This window comes from Pseudoalteromonas sp. 2CM28B (genome assembly GCF_023161935.1).
On sequence record NZ_JALNTH010000020.1, the window covers coordinates 1 to 26,440 of the forward strand.

Below are 26,440 nucleotides of genomic sequence, written 5' to 3' on the forward strand. Positions count from 1 at the left end.
GCTGCCTCCCGTAGGAGTCTGGGCCGTGTCTCAGTCCCAGTGTGGCTGATCATCCTCTCAAACCAGCTAGGGATCGTCGCCTTGGTGAGCCATTACCTCACCAACTAGCTAATCCCACTTGGGCCAATCTAAAGGCGAGAGCCGAAGCCCCCTTTGGTCCGTAGACATTATGCGGTATTAGCAGTCGTTTCCAACTGTTGTCCCCCACCTCAAGGCATGTTCCCAAGCATTACTCACCCGTCCGCCGCTCGTCAGCAAAGTAGCAAGCTACTTTCTGTTACCGCTCGACTTGCATGTGTTAGGCCTGCCGCCAGCGTTCAATCTGAGCCATGATCAAACTCTTCAATTAAAAAGTTTTATGTCTTTCGACAGCTCAATGAATTCTGAATTTATTTAATATCTTTCGATATTGAATTGACTGTGCTGCAATAAATAAATTTATTGCTGTTGGTCACTCAGTTTCAATTGAGACTCTAAATTTGTTTGCCTCACTACCTAAGTAGCTTGGCTGTTAGAACTCAATCTGTACGAGTGCCCACACAGATGATTGCTTTATATTGTTAAAGAACGTTGCGATTAAAGCGTTAAACTTTACCTCGCTAGGGCTGCGCATATTACGCTTTCCTATTTTTTTGTCAACACTTAATTTTGTTAAACTTGAAAGTTTTCGAAACTAAGTTTTACTCGACTCACTGAGTAGCTCGTGCCTCGCTATGCGTTGGCGTTCCCCGTCTCAGTGGGGTCGCATTATAGGGAGAATCGATTTTAACGCAAGCGTTTTTAAACGCTTTTTTGCATTTAATTGTTACCCCAAAGATACCCCACCTAGACACACACGTTACCCACAAAACCCTGTGGATAACCCTGCATTTATCCTCTTTTAAATGTAGAAAACAAAAAAGCATCTTTAGTTAGATGCTTTTATAAAGGTTCTAATTAGCCGTTAATATAAAATACTATAGAGCTTGCGGCGATATTTAGCGGCTAATGCATCGCCGTCAGGTAAAGAGGCGATTATTGCTAAGAAGTTTGGTTTGGCTTCATCATAGTTAAGATCTTTTTTAAGGATAGTAAAGAGTGCTTCTAATGCTTCTTCTTTCCTTCCTGCTTCATTGAGTAGGTTACTAAGTTCCATTTGTAATTCAAGCTCATTGGGATGCTTGGCTACTCTTTCTTGCAATGCTTTTATTTCAGGTGAATCGGTTGCCTCTAATGCGGCCTCACATTTTGCCTTAATATTATTAAAGTATGCATCTTGCTCTTTTACATCTATTGTTTCTATTAACGCAGCGGCTTCATCTAGTTTGTGAATCTGTATACATATATCTGCAAGCACTAATTTAATTCTCGCATTACGACTATCTAATTCATACGCTTGCTTAGCATGATTAAACGCGGCATTTAAATCACTATTAATAAGTGCTTGCTTGGCTTGCTCTAATAAAAGGTCTTGTTGCGCAGGTAAATGTTTAGATAATGCATCACGAACTTGGCTTTCTGTTTGAGCACCCGCTAATACATCAACTGGAGCTGAGTCTTTTAATAACACTAAAGTAGGTAAGGTTTGCAATCCAACTTGTTGGGCAAGTTGAGAGGCAAGTGCCTGCTCTGCATCGCAGTCTAAGTTTGCGACTACTATATAGTTGCTGTATTCAGCAGCTAACTTATCTAAGATAGCTGCTTGGCTAATACACTCTGGGCTTTGTGGAGAAAAAAAGTTAAGTAGTACTAACTTTTGTTGTGATGTTTCACCCAATACTTGCTGAAGGTTTTGTGCGTTAAGACTAACTATATTACTCATTGAATTATTGCCATGTTCATCTATTTAGGTTTTTATATGGTGATGAAGATAATAATTACAAGTCATCTGTTTAAATCATTTAAATACAATTGAAGGTAGTGAGGGAAATATGAAATTAGCGTATGTAAGTGCATTGTGTTTATTAGTCAGCCCATTATTGAATGCGCAAGCACTTAAGTTGAATCTTGATACCAGCATGCCGGCAATAGAAAAACTTTACTTAGACCTACATCAATCACCTGAATTGTCATATAAGGAAAAGCAAACAGGTAAAAAAATCGCTGAACGACTTCAGAAATTAGGGTTTGACGTAACCGATAATGTAGGTGGTTATGGTGTAGTCGGAATTTACAAAAATGGTCAAGGCCCTACCGTCATGATCAGAACTGATACTGATGGCCTGCCTATAACAGAGCAAACAGGCAAAACTTACGCATCAACTATTACCACAATTAATGATCAAGGTAGTGAAGTTGGCGTTATGCATGGCTGTGGTCATGATATTCATATGAGCTCTTTTATTGGCACTGCAGAGCAATTAATTATGCATAAAAATCAGTGGCAAGGTACTTTAATGATGGTTGCTCAACCCGCTGAAGAAGTAGGCGGTGGTGCAAAAGCAATGCTCAAGGAAGGATTATTTAGCAAATACGCTAAACCTGATCATATTATTGCTTTGCATGTAAGCGCTAATGTTGCTGCGGGTAAGGTGGCAATGAAAAATGAATACACCATGGCCAGTGTTGATTCTGTCGATATTAGTATAAAAGGAAAAGGTGGCCACGGTGCTTACCCGCATACAACTATTGACCCTGTGATCATCGCAGCTCGAACAATACTTGCACTACAAACAATTACTAGTCGAGAGCTTTCTCCACTTGAACCTTCAGTGATAACGGTGGGTTCCATTCATGGTGGCTCTAAACACAATGTTATTTCTGATGAAGTTAAGTTGCAACTTACGCTACGCAGCTACAATCCAGATATACGTAACGCACAAATAGCGGCAATTAAACGTATTACTGCAGGTATAGCACAAAGTGCAGGCCTTGAGGAATCTCTTTACCCTGTAGTGAAAGTTCATGAAGATGAATCAATTCCATCAACTTACAATAACCCAGTACAAACTAATCTTGTTCGAAACGCTATAAAAAGTGCGATAGGTGATGCAAACGTGCTCGAAACAGAAGCGGTAATGGCCGGTGAAGACTTTGGATTATACGGGCGCACCGACGAAAATATTCCTATCACCTTATTTTGGCTAGGTGGCGTTAACCAACAGCAGTACGCCAAGGCAATAAAAAATAACGAAACACTGCCCTCGTTACATTCAAGTAAATTTGCGCCTGATTATAAAGTAGCACTGCCTACAGGAATAAAGGCTATGAGTAACGCCGCTGTGGCACTATTCAATCAGTAACCTTCAACGCTATATGTAAGCCCTGCGATTAATTTACCGTAGGGCTTTTTTATAACTCGACTTTTTATACGGCGCTTTTTTTGTACGTTTGGCAAAGCGCTTTTTAGGTGACGTTTTAGGTAACAGTGCAAATGCCTGACTATTGCAGTTCGCCGCTTGGCTTACAAAATTAGTTAAATCGGCTAATAAAGGTTGTATAAACTGCTGATAACTCATTGCTTGCTGTGCAATATCACCTAAACTAGACTCCCATTTTGCAGTTAAGTCGGGGCTTGATAATCCCTCTGGTAATACACTAATTAATGCCAGACCTGTTTCAGTTGCTTTAATTGCTTTTCCCTCACGTTTTAAAAAGCGACGTTTAAATAACAGCTCAATAATGCCTGCACGCGTTGCTTCTGTACCGAGGCCATCTGTTTCTTTTAATATTTTTTTGATTTGCAGGTCTTTTACATAACGGCTAATTCCCGTCATAGCAGCAAGTAAGGTTGCATCGGTAAAATGAGCCGGAGGAGATGTATGCTTTTGCACCACTTCACCTTTAGTACAAGTAAGTGCCATGCCTTTTTCTAAATAAGGTAATGTAGCTTCTTCTTTGAGTTCCGACTTACCGATGAGCAATTTAAAACCTAAGCTTACATCTTGCTTTGCACTTGCTTTAAATAAACCACCGGCTATGGTTACCTCTACTTTGCTTTCGTTATATATGTAGTCGGGATAAAACTGAATTAAATAGTGTCGACTTATTAACTGATAAATTTTTGCTTCATCATTGGCTAAACTCACACTTTTTAACTGTTTAGCTGTCGGTACTATGGCGTGATGAGCGGCCACTTTTGAATCGTTAAAACATTTACTTCGTTGTTTTGCATTTGCCTCATTTACCAGCTCTACTGACTGCCCACCATTTACGGCTATCGCTTTTAAAATAGCAGGTGCATCTTGGTGATGCTCTCTCGGTAAGTAACGGTTATCTGAGCGTGGGTAGGTAATTAATTTATGACGTTCATATAAAACTTGGCAAATATCGAGTACTTTTTGTGCTGGCATCCCAAAAGCTTTAGCAGCATCTATTTGTAAAGCAGATAAGTTATAAGGAAGAGGCGCGGTTTGTTTTTTTTGCTTTTGCTCAAGCGCTGTTACATTTGCGGGCTGATTAGCAATGCGTGAAGTCACATTTTCGGCTAAGGCTCTATTAAGTACTCTGCCCTCTTCATCTTGATATGGTTCGCACGCTTTACTCGGTATCCACTTAGCAGTAAATGATTGCTGCTCAGGTGTAACAAGATGAGCAAGTACTTCATAAAATGGTTTGGATACAAAATTTGCGATTTCATTATCACGATTTACAACTAAACCTAAAATAGGTGTTTGTACTCGCCCAACCGACAACACATTACCAAAGCCCGCTTTTTGCCCAGCTAGCGTATAAGCTCGCGTTAAATTCATACCAAACAACCAATCAGCACGAGACCGTGCTAAAGCAGATACACTTAAAGGGATAAAATCACGGTTAGCACGCATACTATTTATTGACTTTTTAACTGCCGTTAAGTTTAAGTCACTGATCAATAAACGCTGAATATTTTGTTTTTTTGCTTGGCTGATTTTTGCTTGTTCTATAACTTCATCAACTAATAATTGGCCTTCACGGTCAGGATCGCCAGCATGTACAAGTGTTGTTGCTCTTTTGATTAGCTTTTTTAAAATAGTGAGTTGTTTACGAGTTTTAGGCTTTGCTTTAAGTTGCCAATGCTCAGGCACAATAGGTAAATGTTCAAACTGCCACTTTTTAAAACGCTCATCATAATCATCGGGTTCTGCTTGCTCGAGCAAATGACCTATGCACCAAGATACGCAATCACCATTTGCCACTTCAATATAGCCATCATGCTTTTTATGCGGTTTAGGAAGTGCGTCTGCAATAGCGCGACCCAAAGAGGGTTTTTCAGCAATATAAAGTTTCATAACATAGCTCTAACACTGTTCATATAAACAGTAGTCTAGCACATCATTTTAAACGAGGGGTATTTTTGTCGTTATAAGCTTAAAGCTTTATTTCGCTTATTAACAAAAATATATAAAAGCGGTAGATAACATATAACAACAGTAGCGATATTTATTAAGGGCATAAATGTTTGATACATAACAGTACTATACGATAAATCCCAAAGATGGCGATCTACTAAACGAAACAATTGCAGAATAGGGGCAGCAATAACCACAAGTTGGCCAAGTACACATTGCCACAAATGCACTTTATCTTTAAGACCCCAATAAGCAATAAGGGCCATCCAAGTAATATCTGTTAATGCCCATACAAGGTAACGGTATATATAAATACCATCATCAAACGCCATTAAACTTGAGTAGGTCACAGTGCCAAATAAGAAAAAAGCGGCGGTAATAACAACGAACCTAAGAGCTAAATAATCTTTGAGGATAAAGAATATAAAAATAGCCGGACTCAAAATAAGAACCCAGCTTTTACTTAATATACTTACAAAATACAAAAACCATTCAGGCAAACTAAATAACCTTACTTAACTTTTGTATCTTCATCAGTTCCATCGCCGTTACCAGGCATACTACAATACTTAGTCAACATATTCGCCCCATTACATTTGTTAATAATGTTGCACTCTACGCTAAAAAAGGTACATAGCCAAGTCATTCTATCTTACATCAATTGGCGCTGACTCTTTTGCCTTACCTTGTAAAATAGATATTTCTACACGGCGATTGCGTCTGCGATCTTCGCGGGAATCATTAGGTACTAAAGGTCGTGTTTCTGCACGCCCTACCACCATCATTCTGGTTTTATCAAAACCTGGAACTTTTTGTAATTCACTCGCTACCGCAACTGCGCGTTTAGAGGATAAATCCCAGTTATTAATGTAAAGCTCGTTGGATACCTGAAAATCATCCGTATGACCAGACACCGTAATTTCACCGGGTACATCTTTAAGTAATCGGCCAATATCTTGAATGATAGGTTTAAATTGTGGTTGTAAAAATGCACTCCCCGATGGAAACGAGCCATTTTCTCTAATACGAATTATGATTTGCTGCCCTAAAGATTCAAGCTCAATAGCCCCATCAATAATTTGTTTTTCAAGCTGTTGCGCAATTTTTTTAACTAAGTCATTTATTTGCTCTTGATCAGCAGCAGACACTGCCGTAGCTGCAGCAACTTCCTCTGAGGTACTGCTTGATTCACCACCTCGCTTTTCACCACGTTGCTCTTGACGTCCACCTGCGGAGCTTTCATCTCCCGCCTGAAACTCAAGCATTTGTTGAGTCATTTCAACCGTTTGTTGCTGAATGGTTTCTATAGGAGTTGGCTCAGGTTTACCCGGCGTAAACTCCATAGCAATAACAGATGTCCCTTTTGGAATGTCTTTTACCTCTATTTTATTTTGTACACCAAAAGCAAACTTCATTGAGCCCGCAATTTGTTTAAATTTAAGTACATCCATTTCAGAAAATGCGAGTAAAAGTACAAAAAAGCACATTAATAGCGACATTAAATCGGCAAATGTCCCCATCCATGCAGGTAACCCTGGAGGTGGGCATTTGCACTCTTCATCTGACATAATTATTCCTCAGTATTGACTGCGCGTTTTGATTCAGCTAGATAATTTTTCAAAATCCCTTCAATTACTTTAGGGTTTTGGCCATCTTGGATGCCTAATACCGCATCTAAAATTAAGCGCTGATTCATGGCCTCTTCGTCTTTACGCAGTTCAAGTTTTACCTGAATAGGAATGGCGACAACATTCGCCAAAAATGCCCCATACAACGTTGTTAACAAGGCTACCGCCATTGCAGGTCCGATTGCTTTTGGATCATCCATGTTCGAGAGCATAGCCACTAAGCCTATCAACGTACCGATCATCCCCATTGCGGGAGCAATATCACCTAGCGACTTAAATAAGCTTGCGCCCATTTCATGACGAGTCGTCGTCAGGGAAATATCTTTTTGTAATGTTGCACGCACTACATCCGCATCATGCCCATCCACGAGCATATCAACGCCTTTGCGCATGAATGGATTTGGAATTTCAGCTTCTTCTAAGGCTAAAAACCCGCCTTTTCGGGCAGAATCTGCTAGCTCAACCGCCTTTTCAATTAACGCTTCAGGAGACTCAATTTTAAACATAAACGCTTTTGCACATACTTTACCAATGCCAAGAAATTGCGACATGGTAAAATTAGATAAAACGATAAAAAGGGAACCACCAAATACGATAACCACAGAAGGGGTATTGTAAAACATAGCGACTTCACCGCTACTACTCATAAACATGGACATGACAATTAAGCCAATTGCGCCAAGGATCCCAATAATGGTTGCTAAATCCACATTCCCTCCAAAGGTTTTATATTTTTTCTTCGCAAGCGTTGTTATTAATTGTTTATCGGCAAGATACTGAAATACTTAAGTGATTTTTATGATAAACGGTAAAATTACGATTAGTCCTATTTTAGATCAACATAGGTAATCAACCTAATTAATCAAAATTAATAATTTTAAAAAATAACGTTGAAACGCAATAAAACCCAATCAACAGCATTTATCTATCAAAAAACAATATCATTCTTTGACCTAGTTTAGCATTCCCCCTAAAATTGGCGTCTAAATTTATTATGTAAGTTGAAAATAAAGATGGCGACTAAAAAACCTGAAAATTTAAGTTTCGAACAAGCACTAGAAGAGCTAACAACAATTGTCAGTGAAATGGAACAAGGTGATTTATCGCTTGAACAGTCTTTAAAGCAATTTGAGCGAGGTATTGCACTTGCGAGCGCATCTTCAGGTAAACTTCAACAAGCTGAGCAAAAGGTGTCGATATTAATGGGTAATGACGAAAAAGCACCGCTTACTCAGTTTGATAACGATTTGGAATAATTGTGAGCATAAAAGAACAAATAAAGCTCGCTCAAGATGATGTAGTCAATACACTCAACATTTATTTCGAACAACCACTTGAAAGCGACAACACCATAAAAGAAGCCACACATTACAGTCTAATGAATGGCGGGAAGAGATTACGCCCTTTTTTGGTTTATACCACAGGCAAAATGCTCGGTGCTGAAAAACGTGATTTAGATGTGCTGGCAGCAGCCATTGAATGCATTCATAGTTATTCATTAGTGCATGACGATTTACCTGCGATGGATGATGACGACTTACGCCGTGGTCGCCCTACTTGCCATATTGTATACGGTGAAGCACAAGCGATTTTAGCTGGAGATGCACTGCAAACTTTAGCATTTGAACTTATTGCCAAGCATAAATTTACATGCTCGACTGAAGCACAATTAAAAATGATCGCAGCATTAGCGCATGCTTCGGGGTTACAAGGTATGGTTGCCGGACAAGGCCGTGATATTGCAGCAACCGATAAGGTTATTACTGTTGATGAGTTAGAACGTATTCATAAACTTAAAACCGGTGCGCTAATAAATTGTGCGATTACTCTTGGTGCACTGTGTGCTCCTAATACGAGCCAACAAACTTTAGATAACTTATCAACTTTTGGATACGCTATAGGGCTTGCATTTCAGGTTCATGACGATATTTTAGATGTTGAGGGCGATACGCTTACTTTAGGCAAGCCACAAGGGTCAGATATTGCAGCGAATAAAGCGACATACCCCGCTTTATTAGGTATGCTAGGCGCTAAGCAAAAAGCACAAAATTTAATACAACAAGCCCATGAGGCATTAGCTAACATTGACGCAGACACAACAGATTTAGCGGCATTGGCAAACTATTTAATTGAACGTGACCATTAAACATGGCTAAACCGTATTAAATCTTAGAACAAAATTATTACTGAATATTAAGTCGCCTTTTAAACCTCGTTTGTTTTGAGGAGGGTTAATATTAGCGAAGGATATATAAAAAACCATGACACTTGATAGCAGCAAGTATCCATTACTTGATTTGGTGAACGAACCAGCCCACTTGCGAGAGTTAGCACAAGATAAGCTTCCTGCATTTAGCCATGAATTGCGTGACTATTTAGTCAATTCGGTATCGCAAAGTAGCGGTCATTTAGCGTCTGGTTTAGGAACCGTAGAACTTACCGTTGCATTACATTATGTATACAACACACCCGATGACCGTTTGGTCTGGGATGTGGGCCATCAAGCTTATCCGCATAAAATACTGACTGGCCGCCGTGACCAAATGCATACCATTCGCCAAAAAGACGGATTGCACCCTTTCCCTTTTAGAGATGAAAGTGAATACGATACCTTTAGTGTTGGCCATTCAAGTACCTCAATTTCTGCGGCGCTGGGTATGTCCATTGCTGCGCAAAAAGAAGGCAAAGGGCGTAAAACAGTCGCGGTAATCGGCGATGGCGCAATTACTGCGGGTATGGCCTTTGAAGCAATGAACCACCTTGGCGATGTTAAATCAGACATGCTGATCATTTTGAACGATAACGAAATGTCGATATCTGAAAACGTCGGTGCGTTAACCAATCATTTTGCGCGTATTTTATCAGGTAGCTTTTATACCAACATCCGCGAAGGCAGTAAAAAGCTGCTCTCTGGTGTACCGCCGGTAAAAGAGCTTGCCAGCCGTATGGAAGAACATATTAAAGGGATGATGATCCCGGGTACTTTTTTTGAAGAATTAGGTCTAAATTACATTGGCCCAATTGATGGACATGATGTGAATATGTTGGTTGATACGCTGCGCAATATGCGTAACTTAAAAGGCCCACAGCTTTTACATATAAAAACCCAAAAAGGCAAAGGTTATAAGCCTGCCGAAGCCGATCCGATTGGTTATCATGGCGTACCAAAATTTGATCCTGCAACATCAAGCTTACCAAAATCTAAGCCAGGTGCGGCGACTTTCTCAAATGTGTTTGGTGATTGGCTTTGTGACATGGCCGAGCAAGACAGTAAACTCATGGCAATCACGCCAGCTATGCGTGAAGGTTCAGGTATGGTACGTTTTTCTAAAGTGTATCCAGAACAATACTTTGACGTAGCGATAGCAGAACAACACGCCGTTACTCTTGCTGCAGGTTTTGCCTGTGAGGGCTTAAAGCCCGTTGTGGCTATCTATTCTAGCTTTTTACAACGCGCGTACGATCAACTAATTCACGACGTTGCACTGCAAAACCTACCGGTATTATTTGCTATAGACCGCGCCGGTATTGTTGGAGCCGATGGTGAAACCCATCAAGGCGCCTACGACTTAAGCTTTATGCGCTGTATACCTAACATGGTCATTATGGCCCCAAGTGATACTAACGAATGCCGTCATATGCTTTATACAGGCTATCAAGCTAATTGTCCTGTTGCTGTTCGTTACCCGCGTGGTAGTGCAGGCTCAGCAGACATTCAAAGTACTATGCAAAAGCTAGAAATTGGTAAAGCGAATGTAATTAAAAAAGGTACTAAAGTGGCTATATTGTCATTTGGTACCTTGCTTGAAAACGCACAACTTGCCACTAATGAGCTCAATGCTACATTAGTAAACATGCGATTTATTAAGCCACTTGATACGGCATTAATTGATGAGCTGATTAATGATAACGATATTATTGTAACCCTTGAAGATAACGCGATTGCGGGCGGTGCAGGCTCTGCAGTTAATGAATATTTAGCGAGCATTAAAGCCGATGTAAAAGTGCTTAACTTAGGTATTCCTGATGAATTCATTAAACATGGCACACAACAGCAAATGCACGATGAAATGGGGTTAGGTGAACATGGTATTTTAACTTCAATTAAAGCATTTATGAGCTAATACTTATAGTGTTTAATAAAAAAGGAGCCATTGGCTCCTTTTTTATTGCTCATCTATAATCTCTAGCGCATCCACACCTTAATGTCGGCTAGACCATTGCTTTGTAACAAACCAATTTGCTGTTCAACATTGGGGTTTTGCTCAAACTCAAATGCATCTAATTGCTCGTCAAAGGTAATATTAGCGACGCCATCGCCGCCGCGTTTTTTAACTTGATGTAATGCTATGTCAGCTAGATTAATTGATGTTTCCCAGCTAATAACTTGCCCACCTAAAAGAGGTAAAGGATAGAACGACCACCCGACTGACGCTGTTATATTGGTTGTTTCACCGTTAGGAAGCTGAAACGAATAATCAGCAATTGCTTGGCATAATTCAGATACATAGCTGTCGATTAAATTACATTTAAAATCGCGCAATAACAGTAAAAACTCATCACCACTCCAACGGGCAACATAATCAGAACCTTGGGTACGCGAGTTAAGTAATGCCGCTACTTGTTGTAAACAGCTATCTCCGGCAATAGGGCCATAGGCATCGTTAATGCGGCTAAAGTTATCTAAATTAATAATTAACAATACCAACGATTTACCTTGAGCCTGCAATGACTGCGAGTTACGCTGAAAATGCTCAATATCTTTTGGTAGTTGATCAAACAAAAAACGGCGACTTCTCAGCCCTGTTAGCTCATCAGAGTGACTAACAAGCTTAAGCTGAGAGTTTACTTGGTTTAATTTATCGTTTGCTTGGCGAAGCTCAAGGGTTCGCTCAGTAATAAGCCCCTCAAGAACTTGCTGCTTACGTCGCTCTTGAACTTTAAATACCCAAAACACCAAATAAAAGAGCAACACAAAACCACTGGTGATCAGTAATCTAAAATATATAGTTTCACCAAATCGTTCAGGCACCACAAAAGCGTATTCGGCCGATTGCGCTTTACCCCAATCTTCACCTTGACGTTTTGTCTCTAATTCAAATAAAAACATACCTGCTGGTAAGTTAGTGTAAATTGCTTCTCGGCGGGTATTTGCATAGCGCCAATCATTATCAAGCCCATTGAGTTTATACCTAAACTCTATACTTGCAGGTGCATAGTAATCGATGGCGGTATAGGTAAGCGTTACATCACGCTCGTCAGTTTTAAGTACTGGCTTTTTACCTAACGCAGCCGCAGTAAGTTTTCGTGATGGCGTGGTTAAAGTTTCTATAGTTGGTTTAAGTGAACGCAGTCCAAATAATTCTACGTCTTTAGGAATTTCTACAACACCTTGCAAGCTGGGATACCAAATTGAATTATCCATATCAACCACCGCATCATGGCCTAAACCATTACAGCATTGACTTGCTTTACCATCGAGCTGTCGATCAAATGAAGAGATCACTTCCTCCACTTTTAGGCTTTCAATGTTGGCTTTGAATTGCTCAACCGGCATGCGATAAACCCCTTTCATGGTGCTTACCCAAATACGTTTTGTAGTATCATCGTATTCAAGACTAAATATAGAACCGTATGGCAGCCCATTGGCGGCATCTAATTGCTGCCACTGCCCTTGTCCACTGCGATAAAACAAGCCATCGTTAAGCGAGCCAATTAAAATCCCCACACCTTTAATGTGTAAAATGCTAGTCACGTACGCACTTTCCAAAGTGGTTTGGTCGCCTATTTTTTCTATCCCGCGTTCAGTAAAGTAATACGCCCCTTTACTGGTACCAATCACGCCAAAATTTGGTTTATCTAAAACATAGGTTACAAACTTACTGCCTAAAAAAGCATTGTACGCAAAAGGGTTTAAGCCATTGTAATTTAAACGATATAAGCCTCGCCCAGTGCCCACCCAAAAGCCGCCTTTAGTCGACGTACTAATAGCAAATACAGGATTATCACTCAACGCACGGGCAGGAAAACTATATAAGGTATTCGACTCGTAGAAAAACAAACCTCTACCAGTGGCAACATAAAGACGATTGCCGTCAAACTGTAAGTCATGTACTGAGGCGTTACCATACTTGGTACTGTTAATGACATTGATAAACGTTTTATCGGCATCGAAATAGCCTACGCCGCTTTTGTTGGCAATCCATAACTTACCATCTGGTGATTTACTAATGGCCATAACCGCTTCGGTCATTTTAGAAATGGCTGAATGGCGCTCTATTCGCCCTTCGTGAGCAAGCCAAAGTCCCTCACTAAAACTCGCTAACCATATATTATTTTCATCATCTCTAAATATATCGGCAAACCAAATACTTTGATCTAATTGACTGGGCTCAACCCATTGCCAATCATCCGATTTCCCTCTGAACAATAAGCGCCCATAAGTCGATACCCACAGGCCACCATTGCCATCACTCATAAACTTATAAACGGCTGAGTTGTTAGCGTTAGGCAGCGGAAATGGGCGTAGCTCATCATCTAAATCTAAAAAGTAAGCGCCTAGCTCAGAAGCAAGATATAAATTGCCATTTAAAAAGGATAAGTCGTGAACAATGGTTTGCGCTAAACGATCAGGCAGAGCCACTTTAGCGGTTAGTTCTAAGCGTAATTTAGAAAAGTCAGACGAGCTTTGCGTTAAACGTAATAAATTACGGTCGTTAACCAGCCAAATTCCCTCAGGTGAAAGCGCCATTTTACTGACCGATCCCACAATTTGGGTGATAGCTGTGGCATTTACGATAGGGCTCGGATTGTTTAGCTGGTCGCGCAGCTCTATCTGGCCTCTGTCTATGTAATAAAGCCCATTAGCTGCTATCCAAATACTGCCTTTAGAGTCTTCAAGAATATCTCTAACAGGGCCTTTAATATTAAACTCTTGTGCGGTTAGCTTTTCTGGGTCTATAACAACGAGGCCGTTTTTCGTGCCTATCCATAATAGTCCTTGGCCATCAATCAGTAATTTATTGATGCCATTGCTGGGTAAAAACAGACTATTTTGAGTGTTGTAATTAGTAAAAGTGTTACCATCAAATCGGCTTAATCCGAATTGCGTACCAAGCCACATGTAGCCTTGGTTATCTTGCACCACACTTTTGAGGGATTGTGAGGGAAGTCCGTCTTTAATGTTCCATTGTTTAACTACGTAATCAGTAATTGAAGCCGTACTTGGCATGGCACACATCAAGAGTACACAAACCAATAAAAATCGCATCATAGTGCTGCCACCTAGTTAAACAAATAATAAATTAAAAGGGTAGTAAACCTACTTTTATCAATGCTTGCAAACAAATAAGCGAAAAAATACCTGCAAGTACATCATCGGCCATAATACCAAACCCACCATGGGCACGTTTATCGAGTATGCGAATAGGCCCTGGCTTTGCTATATCAAAAAAGCGAAACAGTAAAAAGCCAACCAGTAATGTTTGCCAGTTAAGTGCTGCGCCAATCATAGTAATATAGTAACCAGCAACTTCGTCCCAAACAATTGCAGGATGATCATGTACTTGAAGGTCATCGGCTGTTTTTCCACATGCCCAAATACCAAAGATACTTATGACTACTGCAAATACAATTTGTAACCATAGCGGAAAATGCATGGTAATAAAAATAAACGGTAATGCTGCCAATGTGCCAAATGTACCAGGTGCTTTTGGTGCAAGCCCAGTACCAAAACCCAAACCAAAAAATTGATGTGGGCGTTTTAAATTAAATAATCGGTTTTTATTCAAACCTGCTCCTTGGAAAAGTGCTCAAAGCCTTTGTGCTCAAAAACAAACTTTTCACCTTGGTGTAATAATTCTATATTCCCGTCACCACTTTTGATTTGGCCGATACAGGTTGCTTCTACACCGTATTGGCGCAACTTAATATCGAGCATACTCTTATTACTGTCTGGGACAGTGTAAAGTAGTTCATAGTCATCGCCATAGTTGAGTATAAAAGGAAGCTGTTGCTCAAAATCAAGACTCGCTTGCATCGCATCAGAAGTAGGTACATTTTCAATATTGATTGTTGCACTGACCTGTGACAAATCCAAAATGTGCCCTAAGTCAGCAAGTAAACCGTCTGAAATATCAATCGCTGATGACGCTAAGCCACGCAAAGCTTGTCCGGCGGCCACGCGTGGCGTTGGAAAGTTTAAACATTTATTAATATGCTTTAAATGTTCAGGTGCAACTGGCAAACCTTGTTTTTTTGACTCAATTGCCAAACCAGCATCACCTAGCGGTCCGGTTACAAAAATCCAGTCGCCCACTTTTGCGCCACTTCGACACAGTGCTTTACCTTCAGGAACCGTGCCTTTTGCACAAATAGTAATACTGAGTGGGCCTTGAGTCGTATCGCCACCAATAATTTGTACATTAAAGTACTCAGCAATTTCATGCATGCCGTCAGTCAGCTCTGCAATCCATTGTGGATCGATACTTGGCAACGTGAGTGCAACCGATACCCATGTAGGCTCTGCACCCATGGCAGCTAAATCACTTAAATTTACTGCCAGAGCTCGATGCCCTAATGCGCGAGGAGAGATATCATGAAAAAAATGCACCCCAGCAACTAAGGTATCTGTTGTTATAGCAAGCTGGCAGTTTGCTGGTACTGTGACAAGCGCACAGTCATCTCCAATCCCTAAATTAACATCGCGACGAGTGATACCGCGACCTTTAAAGTAGTGATTAATTAATTCAAATTCCTTCATACACAAAAAAGCCGACCTATGCCGGCTCTCCTTTTTAACGGTTATTTATAACAACTCACTGAAATTAATATGCAGCTTAAGTTGTTATGACTTGCGTAACTGTTTTACAGCTTTATCAAGTACACCGTTTACAAATTTATGGCTATCTTCAGCGCCAAACATTTTCGCTAATTCAATGCTTTCATTGATAGCCACTTTGTAAGGAACATCTTCACGAAATTTAAGCTCGTAGCTGCTTAAACGTAAGATTGCACGTTCAACTTCGTCTAATTCATCAAATGGACGAGTTAAATGAGGCGATACAGCTTCGTCTAGTTGCTTATGATTTACGGCAACTCCACGCGCTAAATCTTTAAAATATTCAACATCAATTTTAGTCACATCGTTTTCGATCAACATTTGTTGTTCGATATCGGCAATCGCATTGCCGCTTAATTGCCATGAATACACGGCTTGAAGTGCTAAGATACGTGCTTTACGTCTTGCTGCTGGTTTCACAAAAATTCCTTAAACTTAAATTTTATCTAACACATTAACCATTTCAAGCGCACCTAAAGCAGCTTCGCCGCCTTTGTTACCCATTTTGGTACCTGCGCGCTCAATTGCTTGCTCAATGCTTTCAGTGGTTAATACGCCAAATGCAACCGGGATATCATACTCAAGCGATACTTGTGCAAGCCCTTTATTTGACTCGCCAGCGACGAGATCAAAGTGAGGCGTGCCCCCTCTGATCACTACACCTAAGGCGATAATTGCATCATATTCTTTTTTTGCTGCAACGCGTTTCGCTGCCAAAGGTAATTCAACCGCACCGGGTACGTAAATCACGGTAATATCGTCTTCTGATACTCCACCAGTACGTTTTAGCTCATCAACAGCACCTGCAAGCAAGCTACTACCAATAAAGTCATTAAAACGAGAAATGACAATGGCAAACTTTTTGCCTGGAGCGTATTTATTACCTTCAATAATTTTCATTTGATAACCCTAAAAATAAGTTTAAGCGATTTCGGTTGCGCAAAAATTGATGCGCATTATACCACATAAATAAAATAATAACCTAGCGCGTAATTATTGTGGCTCTACGTAGTCAACCACTTCTAAATGGAACCCTGATAATGCATGGTATTTTTTAGGTAAACTCATCAAACGCATTTTTTGAATACCTAAATCAGCCAGAATTTGCGAACCCACACCTACGGTGCGCGAAGTACCTTGAAATTTACGTGGCGTCACATTTTCACCCGCATCAGCTGCGGCAAACGCTTTTACTGTGGCTTCTAACTCTTCAGTGCTTTCTTGCTTACCTAAAATAACTAAGGCGCCATTATGCTCAGCAATATAAGCCATTGCTTGCGATAAACCCCAACTACGGTCAGCATTGCGATCAGAGAGTAAAATATCGTTAAAAGTACTTTGTAAATGCACACGTACTAAGGTCGGTTCTTGTTGTTTTATTTCACCTTTAAGCAATGCATAGTGTAACTGCCCATCAATGGTGTCTTTGTAAGTCACTAAGTCAAACTCACCATGTTCAGTTGGCAATTTACATTTTGCAACTTGCTCAATTGTGGTTTCGTTTAGGTTGCGGTACTCGATTAAATCAGCAATGGTGCCAATTTTAATATCATGTTGCTTAGCAAATACTTCTAAATCAGGACGACGCGCCATGGTGCCATCTTCATTTAGGATTTCTACAATCACTGATGATGGCTCAAGCCCTGCTAAACGCGCTAAGTCACACCCCGCTTCTGTATGCCCTGCACGTGTTAACACGCCGCCTGGTTGCGCCATAATAGGAAAAATATGACCTGGTTGTACAATATCGCTTGGCACAGCGCCTTTCGCAATGGCAGCTTGAACAGTGCGAGCACGATCCGCTGCAGAAATACCTGTGGTGACCCCTTTTGATGCTTCAATTGACATGGTGAAATTAGTTGAGAATGCGGCACCATTATTTTTTACCATTAATGGTAAATCAAGCTGCGAGCAACGCTCTTGAGTCATCGTTAAACAAATTAGTCCACGGCCATGAGTCGCCATAAAGTTAATCGCTTCTGCACTAATGTGTTCAGCAGCAATAATTAAATCGCCTTCATTTTCTCTGTCTTCATCATCCATTAAAATAACCATTTTACCGGCTTTAATGTCATCAATTATTTCTTGTGCGCTGTTTAAATTCATAAGTTGCTCGTATAAGTTGTCAATATCGTTATTTTATAAAGCCCGCTTTAGCGAGTAAGCTCATCGAAATATCTGAACCCGAAGGTTGGTCAGCCCCTCTAACTAGGCGCTCTAAATAACGTGCTATTTGGTCGACCTCTAAATTAACCTGGGTGCCAACTTTAAAGTCAGCTATGGTCGTTTGCTCGCTGGTGTGGGGCACAATCGTCAGTTTAAATTTATTACCTTCAACCGCATTAACCGTCAGGCTAATACCATCAATACAAACCGACCCTTTGTAAGGAATGTATTTCATTAAATTTTCATCGGTGGCTAACCAATATTCTGTTGCTCGCGCATTGGCATTAATCGCTGTGATAGTAGCAATACCATCTACATGGCCAGATACTAAATGACCACCGAGGCGCGAAACAGGTTGCATCGCCTTTTCTAGATTAACGGTTTGCCCTAATGCGTAATGTGCAAATCCCGTTAAGCTAATCGTTTCATTTGATAAGTCAGCACTAAAGCCATCAATATGCTTATCAACAACCGTCAGGCAGACACCATTAGTTGCAATACTGTCACCTAACTTAACATCACTCATATCAAGGTTTTTACTTTGGATACGAATAGCTAAATCACCTTGTTTTTTTTGTAATAACGCAATTTTACCTGTCGCTTCAACTATTCCAGTAAACATAGTACTACTCTTTATATAAAATGATTAATGAGCTTTTTTTAGTGCTGTGATACGTAAATCATCACCAATTGACACACACTCATTAAAAGTTAAATTAATGGTATTTTGCATACTCATTAACTCTGGGAAATTCAGTAAACTTTTAGCATCGCAGCCCATTAATTTAGGGGCAATGTAAAAAACAAACTCATCAATTAAATCAAGTTCTGTCATTTTGCCAGCCAGTGTTGCTCCGGCCTCTAGCCACACATTATTAAACTGCAATTGGGCTAGCGTATTTAACACGGCCAGTAAATCTACTTTATTATTATTTTCAGGTACTTCAATCTGTTTAACAAAATGAGGCCACTGATGCGATTTATCAACCTTGGTGGTAAATATTATCACCTCACTTTGAATTGAAAATAAGGCAAGATCAGGGGTAAGCCTATTTTGTGAGTCAATAACAACGCGAACCGGTTGGCGCAGTGGTAAATCAGTTGGTAAAGAATACGGTAACTCTTCTGGGCGCACATTTAATTTTGCATCATCCATTAATACCGTATCGGCACCGGTTAAAATTGCACAGCTTTGTGCTCGGTATAGTTGCACATCTTGGCGCGCTGCGGGGCCAGTGATCCATTTACTTTGCCCGTTTTTAAGCGCCGTTTTACCATCTATACTTGCGGCCATTTTGCAAGTCACAAAGGGTAATCCCTGCTCCATGCGCTTAAAAAACCCAAGGTTTAATGCGCGAGCTTGCGCTTCAAGTAACCCGTAAGCGACTTCTATACCAGCATCCGCTAAAATTTTCAGACCTTTGCCTGCAACTTGCGGGTTGCTGTCAACCATAGCAGCGATCACTTTTTTAACACCTGCTGCTTTTAGCCCTTCAGCACATGGCGGTGTTCGACCATAATGACTGCAAGGCTCAAGTGTTACATAAGCGGTTGCGCCTTTTGCATTTTCACCAGCCATAGCCAGAGCGTTTACCTCTGCGTGACCTTGACCCGCTAACTGATGAAACCCTTCACCTATTACTTTATTATTTTTTACGAGTACGCAGCCAACATTAGGATTAGGAGTGGTGGTAAAGCGCCCTTTTTTTGCCAGTTCAATAGCGCGAGCCATGTAGCGTTTATCATCCTCTGAAAACGAACTTTGCATGCTCATTACTATTCTCCTAAGCGGGCTATTTCTTCACCAAATTCGCGTATATCTTCAAACGAGCGATATACAGAGGCAAATCTTACATAGGCCACTTTATCTAACTTTTTAAGCGCTTCCATAATGCACTCACCCACCAAATGGCTAGACACTTCGCGTTCGCCAGTGGCACGTAACTGCGACTTAATAATATTAACCACTTCGTCAACTTGCTCAGTGCTTACGGGGCGTTTTTCGAGGGCGCGAGTTAAGCCATTTAGTAACTTATCTTCATTAAACGGTTCGCGGCTGCCATCTTGCTTTATGACCCGTGGCATCACTAATTCAGCCCCTTCAAAGGTGGTAAATCGTTCGTGGCATTCATTACATTCACGACGTCTACGTACTTGGTGTCCTCCACCTACAAGGCGAGAATCAATAACTTTAGTATCTTTGGCGGTGCAAAAAGGGCAATGCATAACTGTGTGTTTCCGTTTTAAAAACAAAAAATGGCCGCTATCATAGCGGCCATTATCATAACAAAAATGTGTGCAGTTGTGATCTAAATTACTATTTTACTCTTGGATTAAGCGTAAACAGGTAATTTTGCACAAATTGCTTTCACTTTTTCTTTTACTTGCGCTTGTACTGACTCATCTTCGATGTTGTCTAGTACATCACAGATCCAGCCCGCTAACTCTTTTGATTCAGCTTCTTTAAAGCCACGACGAGTGATTGCTGGTGAACCAATACGCAGACCAGAGGTAACAAATGGTGAACGTGGATCGTTCGGTACTGAGTTTTTGTTAACCGTGATATTCGCATTACCTAGGGCAGCATCTGCATCTTTACCTGTGATATCTTTGTCGATTAAGTCAAGTAAGAATAAGTGGTTATCAGTTTTACCCGATACTACTTTGTAGCCGCGCTCTTGTAATACCGCAACCATTGCTTGTGCATTTTTAACAACTTGTGCTTGGTATGTTTTAAACTCAGGTTGAAGTGCTTCTTTAAATGCAACCGCTTTAGCAGCAATAACATGACATAAAGGACCACCTTGGCCACCTGGGAAAACAGCGCTGTTTAGCTTTTTGTAAATTTCTTCATCGCCACACGCAGAGATGATTAAACCACCGCGAGGACCCGCTAATGTTTTGTGTGTTGTGGTTGTTACAACGTGAGCAAATGGCACTGGGCTTGGGTAAACACCCGCAGCAATTAAACCTGCAACGTGCGCCATATCAACAAATAAGTAAGCACCTACTTTGTCTGCAATTTCACGGAACTTAGCCCAATCAACAATACCTGAGTATGCAGAAAAACCAGCAATGATCATTTTTGGTTTGTGCTCAAGTGCTAACGCTTCAACTTGTGCGTAATCAATTTCGCCAGTTTCTTCGTTAAGGCCATACTGAATTGCGTTGTATGTTTTACCAGAGAAGTTTACGTGTGAGCCATGTGTTAAGTGACCACCGTGCGCTAGGCTCATGCCTAATACAGTGTCAAGTGGACTTAAAAGAGCTTGGAAAACAGCAGCATTCGCTTGTGAACCGGCATGAGGCTGTACGTTTGCGTAATCTGTACCAAATAATTCATTTGCGCGGTCAATAGCAAGTTGCTCAACCACGTCTACGTGCTCACAGCCACCGTAGTAACGTTTGCCCGGGTAACCTTCAGCGTATTTGTTAGTCAGCTGAGAACCCTGCGCTTCAAGTACGCGTGGGCTACAGTAGTTTTCAGATGCAATTAACTCAATATGTTCTTCCTGACGTGATGTTTCTTTGCTCATCGCGTCAAATAACTCTGGATCAAAGTCCGAAATATTCATGCTACGTTCTAACATTGGGGTCTCCTGGGCAACGTGTATGGGTATTTTTTAGAGGCTTTATTGTACGCTTAAAACGACGTTTTGCCTACGCTCTTAAGTTGAGGATATTTAAACAGGGATTGAAACTATTTCACAGCATTTTGATGATGATATTTTTTTATAAACTAATAACAATTTTAAATGAATTTTATTTACTACATTTATATAGCTTATGCGTTATGTCTAAAGCGATGCACAAACAAACAAAAAAAGCGGCCTAAGCCGCTTTTATTATTTGCCTTTTTTAGGCTAGCTTTTTAAACAATTCTGTACGCAAAATACCATAATCGTTGTGCATATCCGTGGCTAAACACGGTTTTGCTAATGCATCAGCTAACGGCTTTGGCATATCTAATTCAACATTAAGGATATCCTCAACGCTGTCTTTAAATTTGGCCGGATGCGCAGTCGCTAAAAAAATCCCCACAGCATCTGCCGCCTTATTTTCTACAAGACCTTGGTAAGCAATTGCGGTGTGAGGCTCTGCAATATAGCCAAGCTGTTGAATTTTTTTCATCACTGTTTGTGTTTGCTGCTCATCAACACTCACCGAATAAAAGTTATCATAACTAAACCAGTTATTATCTAACATTGATTGCACACGTGGCCAGTTATTAGGTTTACTCACATCCATTGCATTTGAAAGCGATTCAATTGTCGCATTAGGCGTCCAATTTTTATCAAGCATAAAGCGCGGTACTGTGTCGTTTTGGTTTGTAGTCGCGCTTAGTTTACCTACAGGCATACCAATAACCGCGCCAATCATAGCCGCACACACATTACCAAAGTTACCACTCGGTACTGAAATATGCGCTGTAGCACGCTTTTCTTTTGGCAGCTGTGCAATGGCTTCAAAGTAATAACACACCTGCGCGACTAAACGGCTAATGTTAATTGAATTTGCTGAGTTTAAACCTAACTTCGATTTTAGCTCTTCATCTAAAAATGATTTTTTAACCAATTCTTGGCAATCATCAAAACTACCCTCAATCGCATAACAATGAATGTTGTCACCAAGCGTTGTAAATAACTTTTGCTGCGCTAATGAAATTTTACCTTTAGGGTATAAAATAACGACATCAATATTTGGTTTGTTATAAAAAGCATGCGCTACGGCAGCCCCAGTATCACCCGATGTTGCAGTTAAAATAGTGACTTTTTCACCTTGATTAAATTGCGCCAAGCACTCGGCCATAAAACGGCCACCAAAATCTTTAAATGCCAGTGTTGGGCCGTGAAATAACTCTAAGCAATAGGTATTATCTTCAACTTCCACCAGCTTAACCGGAAAGTTAAACGCATTCTTAACCATCTGAGCAACAGTATCACTTGGTAGCTCGTCACCAATAAGGTGCGATAAAATTTTGCCGCTGCGAGTAACAAAGTCCATATCTAGTAATGCATCAACATCACTTAATGGCGCTAACGACTCTGGAAAAAACACACCTTGATTACGCCCTAGTCCTGTTTTTACAGCTTCAACAAACGACACTTTTTGTGAATATTCTTTTAAATTATGTAATTGCATGACTCTTTATCCTATAAAACATTTAATTGACGCGTGCCGTCGTTATCTAATTTACAAATATGGCAAAAGCCTTGCTCGTTGATGTAATTTTCCTCTAGCCACTGCGCGCATTGCTCTGCCGCTTCAAGCGTTTTACATACACTAAACAAGGTTGGCCCTGCGCCTGAAATACTCACAACTTCAGCACCCAGTGCTGGTAAGCTTGCTTTGGCATCACTAAAGCCGCTTATAAGTGGCGCACGGTATGGCTCTGCTATTTCGTCTTTCATAATGCTTAATGCATCATCAAAACGCCCTGTTAACAGTAAGCTACTAAACGCCGATAAACGCTGTGCAAACTCAACCCCGGCATGCATACTGAGCTCTTTTGGTAAAACAGAGCGCGCTTTTGCGGTATTGAGCGAAAAGCCCGGAAATGCGGCGACGTAATACCAGTTTTCATCAACAGGTAAAGCAATAGATTTATCAGGAATTAAATCACCGGTTAGCTGTAAGCCGCCTAAATAACACGGTGTGATGTTATCGTAATGGCGCCCCCCACTTACAATGGCTTCAAAATCTGCCATAAGCTCAATGAGCTCTACTTGGCTTAAATTAGTTTTGGCAAATTTATCCAGTGCTGCAAATGTCGCCACCACAGAGCAGGCACTTGAGCCTAATCCCGAACCAATCGGCAAATTTTTCCTAAGTTCGAGCTTTACCGCAGGCATATCAGGCGCAACATGCGCTCTAAAGTGCACTAAACACTGATACGCTAAATTTTCTTGCGCATCACTAGGTAGCTTATGTGCGTAGTCGCCTGTACAAATAAATTCATCACTCGATGCGGCACTAACAATCGCCACATCACCTAATAAACCGCCATCAATGGGCGCAAGTGCGGCGCCCAGCGCATCAAAGCCAACGGCAAAATTACCAATAGACGCCGGAGCATATACTTCAATCATGACTGACTCCTAGCGAGATAATGTTTTTAAGATGTCTGCAAATACACCCGCAGCCGTTACTGCAGAGCCTGCCCCATAACCACGAATTACAAACGGACGCGGTTGGTAGTATTGGCTTAAAATAGCCAGCGCATTTTCACCATCACGAATAACATTCAATGCATGTGATGAATCCACAGCTTCGATTCCGACTTTACAGTGACCATTTTTAATTGTGCCTACGTAGCGAAGTACTTTACCTTCACTTGCTGCACTTTGAACACGGTCGTTAAAACCAGCATCTAAACTAGGTAATTTCGCCATAAACTGCTCAACATTGTCATCTTGGGCAAAACCCGGCGGTAAAACCGACTCCACTTCAATATCGCTAAGCTCCAATTTCATACCGGCTTCGCGTGCAATGATAAGTAGTTTACGTGCTACGTCAGTTCCCGATAAGTCATCGCGTGGGTCGGGCTCTGTAAACCCGCTTTCTTTGGCTTTAATTGTTGCCTCAGAAAGTGATAAACCATCTTCTAGTGCACCAAACATGTATGAAAGCGAGCCTGATAAAATACCACTAAACTCAAGTAACTCATCACCTGCACCAAACAACGATTGCAAGTTATCGATTACAGGTAAACCTGCACCTACGTTAGTTTCGTATAAAAACTTACGATTATTTTTATGTGTTGCTGCAATTAAATCTTGGTAATACGTATATGAGCTCGTGGTGGCTTTTTTATTGGCAGCCACAACATGAAAACCTGCATTTAAAAAATCTACATATTGTGCAGCTAAGGCATCTGATGAAGTACAGTCAACTAGCACTGGATTAACTAAATGATTTTGCTTAACAAACTGCTCGACCAGTTTTAAATCAAACGCTTGCTCTGACTGCGCCAGTTTTTGCTGCCAATCATCAAACGCAATCCCCTCACCATCAAGGTGTAATTGACGAGAGTTGGCAACACCATATAGGTTTAATTTAATATTACGCTTTTCAAGCCATGCTTGTTGACGCTCAAGCTGGTTAATTAGCTCTTGGCCGACTAAGCCACAGCCCAATAAAAACACATCAATTGAAGGTACATGAGTAAAGAAGTTTTCATGGCAAATTTTAACCGCGTCATTACATAATTCACCGTCAATAACAGCTGAAATAGCACTTTCTGTTGAATCTTGCGCTATGGCAACAATGTTTACTTGCGCTTGTGCAAGCGATGCAAAAAACTTAGCCGCCAACCCTTTATGGGCACGCATGTTATCACCAACTAACGTTACTATTGCTAAATTACGTTGCACATTTACCGGCTCAATGAGCCCCGCTTTTGACTCTAAGTCAAAGGCTACTTGCAACGCACTTAACGCTAGATTTAAATCGCTTTCATGCACACAAAAGCTAATGCTAAATTCACATGATGACTGGGTAATGAGTACAATTGACACGTTATCATGCGCTAATGCATTAAATACTTTCGATGCCATGCCCACTTTGCCCTTCATACCTGGGCCTGAAACGGTCAACATAGCTAAGTTTTGCAAGCTTGAGAGTGCTTTTACTGGTTCATCAGATACCGTATCGTTACTAATTAGTGAGCCCTGTGCGTCTGGATTATGCGTGTTTTTAATTTCGCATGGCACCCCTGCTTTTGCACACGGTAGGATAGTTTTAGGGTGCAATACTTTAGCGCCAAAATAAGAAAGCTCCATCGCTTCTTTATAAGACAGGAAATCAACCTTAGTGGCTTTTTTGATATAGCGCGGATCGGCGCTGTAGACACCATCAACGTCAGTCCAAATTTGACACACTTGTGCTTCTAAACACGCTGCAGCAATCGCTGCCGAGTAGTCAGACCCATTACGACCAAGCGTTGTGAGCTCCCCTTCATCATTATTTGCGGTAAAGCCCGGCATAATATAAACCGTCGCAGGGGATTCTTTTAACACGGCTTGAAAGCGTGCCTTACTGGCCACTAAATCCGCTTCTGCGTCTATGTATCCGCCGGTTGAAACAATACAATCTGTTGCTTGTAAATAATGCGCGTTATGATCGGCTAATAGGCTTTGCATTAGCGATACGCTAACACGCTCACCAAAGCTAATAATGAATGCTCTGACCTTATCAGGGCAGCACTTTATCAGTGCAATACCATCAAGCTTATTTTTAAGTTCGTTAAAGTCAGGCCAGTTTTGAACTGCTCCTTGCTTTTCCTCTACCGCCGCTTTAAGCGTATTGCATCGGCTAGTCAGTGAATGCCATTGTTCACTAAAGTCATGCCCCTGCTCTGCAGTACTAGCTAAATTAACTAACGAGTCCGTCATGCCACCTGGGGCTGACAGTACCAGTAACATTTCATCTTTTAATTGTGCCTTAGCGAGTGCAGCAACTTGCTCTAAACAGGCAAAATCAGCGAGCGATGAGCCACCAAATTTTAATACGCGCATTTTTTATGTTTCCTCATTCCATAAAACGAAAAAAGGCCTGTG

At 40.9% G+C, this 26,440-nt stretch carries 22 protein-coding genes and 1 rRNA gene; 4 read left to right on the top strand and 19 right to left on the bottom strand.

Annotation, left to right across the window (positions count from 1 at the left end; translation table 11 throughout):
- Both MTN96_RS21915 and MTN96_RS21920 read right to left on the bottom strand, forming a co-directional pair.
- Positions 1-349: ribosomal RNA gene (locus MTN96_RS21915) — 16S ribosomal RNA — on the bottom strand; the annotation flags it as partial.
- Positions 350-943: 594 nt separating this feature from the next.
- Positions 944-1,801 (bottom strand): tetratricopeptide repeat protein, encoded by an 858-nt coding sequence (locus tag MTN96_RS21920; protein WP_036979855.1) that lies wholly within the window; start codon positions 1,799-1,801, stop codon positions 944-946.
- A 109-nt stretch (positions 1,802-1,910) separates the two neighbouring features.
- Between MTN96_RS21920 and MTN96_RS21925 the strand changes: the two genes are divergently transcribed.
- Complete coding sequence (locus tag MTN96_RS21925) at positions 1,911-3,221, top strand: M20 family metallopeptidase (RefSeq protein WP_138626145.1); 1,311 nt, start codon at positions 1,911-1,913, stop codon at positions 3,219-3,221.
- Between the two features lie 33 nt (positions 3,222-3,254).
- Here the strand turns inward: MTN96_RS21925 and MTN96_RS21930 are convergent, their stop codons facing one another.
- The 4 genes from MTN96_RS21930 to pomA form a co-directional block, all read right to left on the bottom strand.
- Positions 3,255-5,189 carry a DNA topoisomerase III gene (locus MTN96_RS21930; RefSeq protein WP_248532754.1) on the bottom strand — a complete coding sequence of 645 codons (1,935 nt, stop codon included), beginning with the start codon at positions 5,187-5,189 and terminating at the stop codon, positions 3,255-3,257.
- A 71-nt stretch (positions 5,190-5,260) separates the two neighbouring features.
- Positions 5,261-5,749, bottom strand: coding sequence for a hypothetical protein (locus MTN96_RS21935; protein WP_036979862.1), 489 nt, complete (start codon positions 5,747-5,749; stop codon positions 5,261-5,263).
- A 147-nt stretch (positions 5,750-5,896) separates the two neighbouring features.
- Positions 5,897-6,817, bottom strand: coding sequence for a flagellar motor protein MotB (locus MTN96_RS21940; RefSeq protein ID WP_028834921.1), 921 nt, complete (start codon positions 6,815-6,817; stop codon positions 5,897-5,899).
- Positions 6,818-6,819: 2 nt separating this feature from the next.
- Positions 6,820-7,587 (bottom strand): flagellar motor protein PomA, encoded by a 768-nt coding sequence (gene pomA, locus MTN96_RS21945; protein WP_248532755.1) that lies wholly within the window; start codon positions 7,585-7,587, stop codon positions 6,820-6,822.
- 303 nt (positions 7,588-7,890) lie between these two features.
- On the opposite strand from pomA, the gene xseB reads away from it, so the two are divergent.
- The 3 genes from xseB (at position 7,891) to dxs (ending at position 11,001) form a co-directional block, all read left to right on the top strand.
- Complete coding sequence (xseB, locus tag MTN96_RS21950; protein WP_010390946.1) at positions 7,891-8,133, top strand: exodeoxyribonuclease VII small subunit; 243 nt, start codon at positions 7,891-7,893, stop codon at positions 8,131-8,133.
- A 2-nt stretch (positions 8,134-8,135) separates the two neighbouring features.
- Positions 8,136-9,023 carry a (2E,6E)-farnesyl diphosphate synthase gene (gene ispA, locus MTN96_RS21955; RefSeq protein WP_248532756.1) on the top strand — a complete coding sequence of 296 codons (888 nt, stop codon included), beginning with the start codon at positions 8,136-8,138 and terminating at the stop codon, positions 9,021-9,023.
- A gap of 115 nt (positions 9,024-9,138) precedes the next feature.
- The gene (gene dxs, locus MTN96_RS21960; RefSeq protein ID WP_036979872.1) at positions 9,139-11,001 is read left to right on the top strand and encodes a 1-deoxy-D-xylulose-5-phosphate synthase; all 1,863 of its coding nucleotides are present in this window, start codon (positions 9,139-9,141) and stop codon (positions 10,999-11,001) included.
- 62 nt (positions 11,002-11,063) lie between these two features.
- Here the strand turns inward: dxs and MTN96_RS21965 are convergent, their stop codons facing one another.
- The 13 genes from MTN96_RS21965 to thrA all read right to left on the bottom strand — a co-directional run bounded on the left by MTN96_RS21965 (position 11,064) and on the right by thrA (position 26,398).
- A complete protein-coding gene (locus MTN96_RS21965; protein WP_069439219.1) occupies positions 11,064-14,150 on the bottom strand; it encodes a ligand-binding sensor domain-containing diguanylate cyclase in 3,087 nt (1,028 codons plus the stop codon).
- A gap of 31 nt (positions 14,151-14,181) precedes the next feature.
- Positions 14,182-14,667, bottom strand: a complete 486-nt coding sequence (locus MTN96_RS21970; protein ID WP_008110211.1) for a phosphatidylglycerophosphatase A — start codon at positions 14,665-14,667, stop codon at positions 14,182-14,184.
- Complete coding sequence (gene thiL / locus MTN96_RS21975; protein ID WP_036979878.1) at positions 14,664-15,638, bottom strand: thiamine-phosphate kinase; 975 nt, start codon at positions 15,636-15,638, stop codon at positions 14,664-14,666. The genes MTN96_RS21970 and thiL overlap by 4 nt, the downstream gene beginning before the upstream one ends.
- Positions 15,639-15,722: 84 nt before the next feature.
- Entirely contained in the window at positions 15,723-16,136 is a 414-nt protein-coding gene (gene nusB, locus MTN96_RS21980; protein WP_008110215.1) for a transcription antitermination factor NusB, read from the bottom strand.
- A 15-nt stretch (positions 16,137-16,151) separates the two neighbouring features.
- The gene (gene ribE / locus MTN96_RS21985) at positions 16,152-16,616 is read right to left on the bottom strand and encodes a 6,7-dimethyl-8-ribityllumazine synthase (protein ID WP_008110216.1); all 465 of its coding nucleotides are present in this window, start codon (positions 16,614-16,616) and stop codon (positions 16,152-16,154) included.
- A 93-nt stretch (positions 16,617-16,709) separates the two neighbouring features.
- A complete protein-coding gene (gene ribBA, locus MTN96_RS21990; RefSeq protein WP_013464232.1) occupies positions 16,710-17,822 on the bottom strand; it encodes a bifunctional 3,4-dihydroxy-2-butanone-4-phosphate synthase/GTP cyclohydrolase II in 1,113 nt (370 codons plus the stop codon).
- Positions 17,823-17,850: 28 nt separating this feature from the next.
- On the bottom strand, positions 17,851-18,504 hold the full coding sequence (locus MTN96_RS21995) for a riboflavin synthase (protein ID WP_036979881.1): 654 nt from the start codon (positions 18,502-18,504) through the stop codon (positions 17,851-17,853).
- A 24-nt stretch (positions 18,505-18,528) separates the two neighbouring features.
- Positions 18,529-19,656, bottom strand: coding sequence for a bifunctional diaminohydroxyphosphoribosylaminopyrimidine deaminase/5-amino-6-(5-phosphoribosylamino)uracil reductase RibD (gene ribD, locus MTN96_RS22000; RefSeq protein WP_036979884.1), 1,128 nt, complete (start codon positions 19,654-19,656; stop codon positions 18,529-18,531).
- 2 nt (positions 19,657-19,658) lie between these two features.
- Entirely contained in the window at positions 19,659-20,108 is a 450-nt protein-coding gene (gene nrdR / locus MTN96_RS22005) for a transcriptional regulator NrdR (protein WP_010390928.1), read from the bottom strand.
- Between the two features lie 107 nt (positions 20,109-20,215).
- Positions 20,216-21,472, bottom strand: a complete 1,257-nt coding sequence (gene glyA / locus MTN96_RS22010) for a serine hydroxymethyltransferase (RefSeq protein ID WP_013464229.1) — start codon at positions 21,470-21,472, stop codon at positions 20,216-20,218.
- 268 nt (positions 21,473-21,740) lie between these two features.
- Positions 21,741-23,024 (bottom strand): threonine synthase, encoded by a 1,284-nt coding sequence (gene thrC, locus MTN96_RS22015; RefSeq protein WP_036979887.1) that lies wholly within the window; start codon positions 23,022-23,024, stop codon positions 21,741-21,743.
- Between the two features lie 11 nt (positions 23,025-23,035).
- Positions 23,036-23,971, bottom strand: a complete 936-nt coding sequence (thrB, locus tag MTN96_RS22020) for a homoserine kinase (RefSeq protein ID WP_069439221.1) — start codon at positions 23,969-23,971, stop codon at positions 23,036-23,038.
- Between the two features lie 9 nt (positions 23,972-23,980).
- Positions 23,981-26,398, bottom strand: coding sequence for a bifunctional aspartate kinase/homoserine dehydrogenase I (gene thrA / locus MTN96_RS22025; RefSeq protein WP_248532757.1), 2,418 nt, complete (start codon positions 26,396-26,398; stop codon positions 23,981-23,983).
- Positions 26,399-26,440: the final 42 nt, after the last annotated feature.

Bases quoted from the DNA above. Each gene is read 5' to 3' on its own strand.
- MTN96_RS21920 (WP_036979855.1), bottom strand. From the start codon at position 1,801: ATGAGTAATATAGTTAGTCTTAACGCACAAAACCTTCAGCAAGTATTG.
- MTN96_RS21925 (WP_138626145.1), top strand. From the start codon at position 1,911: ATGAAATTAGCGTATGTAAGTGCATTGTGTTTATTAGTCAGCCCATTA.
- MTN96_RS21930 (WP_248532754.1), bottom strand. From the start codon at position 5,189: ATGAAACTTTATATTGCTGAAAAACCCTCTTTGGGTCGCGCTATTGCA.
- MTN96_RS21940 (WP_028834921.1), bottom strand. From the start codon at position 6,817: ATGTCAGATGAAGAGTGCAAATGCCCACCTCCAGGGTTACCTGCATGG.
- xseB (WP_010390946.1), top strand. From the start codon at position 7,891: ATGGCGACTAAAAAACCTGAAAATTTAAGTTTCGAACAAGCACTAGAA.
- dxs (WP_036979872.1), top strand. From the start codon at position 9,139: ATGACACTTGATAGCAGCAAGTATCCATTACTTGATTTGGTGAACGAA.
- MTN96_RS21965 (WP_069439219.1), bottom strand. From the start codon at position 14,150: ATGATGCGATTTTTATTGGTTTGTGTACTCTTGATGTGTGCCATGCCA.
- thiL (WP_036979878.1), bottom strand. From the start codon at position 15,638: ATGAAGGAATTTGAATTAATTAATCACTACTTTAAAGGTCGCGGTATC.
- ribE (WP_008110216.1), bottom strand. From the start codon at position 16,616: ATGAAAATTATTGAAGGTAATAAATACGCTCCAGGCAAAAAGTTTGCC.
- ribBA (WP_013464232.1), bottom strand. From the start codon at position 17,822: ATGAATTTAAACAGCGCACAAGAAATAATTGATGACATTAAAGCCGGT.
- MTN96_RS21995 (WP_036979881.1), bottom strand. From the start codon at position 18,504: ATGTTTACTGGAATAGTTGAAGCGACAGGTAAAATTGCGTTATTACAA.
- ribD (WP_036979884.1), bottom strand. From the start codon at position 19,656: ATGAGCATGCAAAGTTCGTTTTCAGAGGATGATAAACGCTACATGGCT.
- nrdR (WP_010390928.1), bottom strand. From the start codon at position 20,108: ATGCATTGCCCTTTTTGCACCGCCAAAGATACTAAAGTTATTGATTCT.
- glyA (WP_013464229.1), bottom strand. From the start codon at position 21,472: ATGTTAGAACGTAGCATGAATATTTCGGACTTTGATCCAGAGTTATTT.
- thrC (WP_036979887.1), bottom strand. From the start codon at position 23,024: ATGCAATTACATAATTTAAAAGAATATTCACAAAAAGTGTCGTTTGTT.
- thrB (WP_069439221.1), bottom strand. From the start codon at position 23,971: ATGATTGAAGTATATGCTCCGGCGTCTATTGGTAATTTTGCCGTTGGC.
- thrA (WP_248532757.1), bottom strand. From the start codon at position 26,398: ATGCGCGTATTAAAATTTGGTGGCTCATCGCTCGCTGATTTTGCCTGT.